General features: G+C 42.0%; 1 protein-coding gene, 1 rRNA gene and 1 pseudogene. 2 read left to right on the plus strand and 1 reads right to left on the minus strand.

The genetic code is table 11. The features are described 5' to 3' along the window. Positions 1-109: ribosomal RNA gene (rrf, locus tag FTU69_RS14610) — 5S ribosomal RNA — on the plus strand; the annotation flags it as partial. 441 nt (positions 110-550) lie between these two features. Continuing rightward, the gene (locus FTU69_RS14615) at positions 551-1,912 is read left to right on the plus strand and encodes an aromatic acid/H+ symport family MFS transporter (RefSeq protein ID WP_005181158.1); all 1,362 of its coding nucleotides are present in this window, start codon (positions 551-553) and stop codon (positions 1,910-1,912) included. A gap of 67 nt (positions 1,913-1,979) precedes the next feature. On the opposite strand, the pseudogene FTU69_RS14620 reads toward FTU69_RS14615, so the two are convergent. Beyond that, a pseudogene (locus FTU69_RS14620) lies at positions 1,980-2,158 on the minus strand (IS30 family transposase); the annotation flags it as partial.

Below are 2,158 nucleotides of genomic sequence, written 5' to 3' on the forward strand. Positions count from 1 at the left end.
GACAATAGCAAGAGTGAACCACCTGATCCCTTCCCGAACTCAGAAGTGAAACCTCTTAGCGCTGATGGTAGTGTGGGGTTACCCATGTGAGAGTAAGTCATCGCCAGCTCATTATTCAAAATCCCCCAAGCAAAAGCGAGGGGGATTTTTTTATGGGCGTAATTTCTAGTTTCTACATCTACGACTTAGATAGTGCTTTTTAGGTTTTATGACACAATTTTTACATTTATTTGCAAATTTGTGTGGTAGAAGTTGTCATTTAAGCCTGTCTTAAAAATTGCAATGATGAAGCTTTTATTTCACTGTTTTGTAATATAAAAATTTTAAAAAATAGAATAAGTTTCCACTAATTGTAAGATTTATAACTAAATTTTCTGCTCTGAAATTGAGCTTTATTGCTAAATCAAATCTGATTTTTAAGAAAAATTTATCATTTAGACTTTTTATCCATAGACAAAAAATGAATAATCATTCATTTTATAGACAAAAGTGAATGATTGTTCATTTTTTCATATTAAGAATAAAATCTCACAATTGGAGGTGAGGATTAATGACAGCAACAACAATGAATGTGAATGCTGTAGTGGACAAGGCGAAGTTCAAACCTTTTCATTTAAACGTCGTACTCTGGTGTTTATTTGTAGTCATCTTTGACGGTTATGATCTGGCGATTAATGGCGTAGCCCTACCACTACTGATGCAAGAATGGAATATGACTGCTGTGCAAGCAGGCATGTTGGCCAGTACTGCCCTGGCCGGAATGATGTTCGGTGCCATGTTTTTTGGCATGCTGGCCGATAAGATTGGCCGTAAAAATGTCATTTTAATTTGTGTGACCTTATTTAGCGGTTTTACCTTCTGGGGCGGTTTCGCATCTAACCCGACTGAATTCGGAATTTTGCGCTTTATTGCAGGTTTAGGAATTGGCGGAGTATTACCGAATCTGGTGGCCTTAACCTCTGAATATGCACCACAAAAACTGCGCAGTACCTTGGTGACGACCATGTTTAGTGGTTATGCGGTCGGCGGTATTATGGCTGCATTACTGGGTGCCTGGTTAACTCCAAGTTTTGGCTGGGAAGTGATGTTTTATATCGCGGGTATTCCACTGTTACTGTTACCGATCTTGTGGAAGTTTTTACCTGAATCATTGACCTTTTTAGTGAAAAAACAGCAGGATGAAAAAGCGCGCCAGATTATCCAGAAAATCACGCCAGAAGAAAAAGTCAGTGCGCAGACTCAACTGGTCTTAAATGAAGTACAGGTGCCGGATGCCTCTATTGCCGCCTTATTTAAGCAAAACCGTGGCATGAGTACCTTATTGTTCTGGTGCTGCTTCTTTATGTGTTTATTGATGGTCTATGCACTGGGCAGCTGGTTACCAAAACTAATGATGGCCGCTGGTTACTCGCTGGGTAGCAGCCTGATGTTCCTGATGTCAATGAATATTGGCGCAGTAATTGGCACCATTGGCGGCGGGATTCTGGCAGACCGTTTCCATTTAAAACCGGTGATTATTGGCATGTTCCTGATGGGGGCTGTGGCGCTGGTCGGATTAGGCTTTAACTCGCCACAACCGGTGATCTACCTACTGGTGGCGCTGGCTGGAGCTTCTGCGATTGGTAGTAGTATTTTGCTATACAGCTTTGTGGCACAGTATTATCCACTAGCGGTACGTTCAACCGGGATTGGTTGTGCCTCTGCGGTTGGTCGCGTGGGTGCAATTGTCGGCCCGATTATTATTGGGGTGCTATTGGGCATGGAATTACCGCATAAACTGAATTTCTTGGCGGTGGCGATTCCAGCGGTGATTGGTGCAATTGCAGTTGCCCTGATTCGCATCCAGAAAGCCTCAGAGCCGGTTACCGAAACGCCACCGGTGGTGTCCAAGGCCAGTCGCTCTTATAGCTAAACCGATGTAATTCATCTAAACCAACAAAAAGCCTCAGTAGAGGCTTTTTGTTTAAAGGTAGGCGAATTCAAACATGAGGTGCGACAGTTTCAAAAGCCTTATGATAAAGCTGAGCAAATTTCTCTAATGGTGTAAGCCAATCTAACGCTTTTCTAGGACGAGTATTCAGTGACATGGCAACTTGATTTAAATAATGCTGATCTGCCTGATTTAAATCAATCCCTTTAGGTAAATATTGCCTAATTA

Source organism: Acinetobacter sp. YH12134 (assembly GCF_013418555.1).
GTDB classification, from domain to species: Bacteria; Pseudomonadota; Gammaproteobacteria; order Pseudomonadales; family Moraxellaceae; genus Acinetobacter; species Acinetobacter indicus.

Bases quoted from the DNA above. Each gene is read 5' to 3' on its own strand.
- FTU69_RS14615 (WP_005181158.1), top strand. From the start codon at position 551: ATGACAGCAACAACAATGAATGTGAATGCTGTAGTGGACAAGGCGAAG.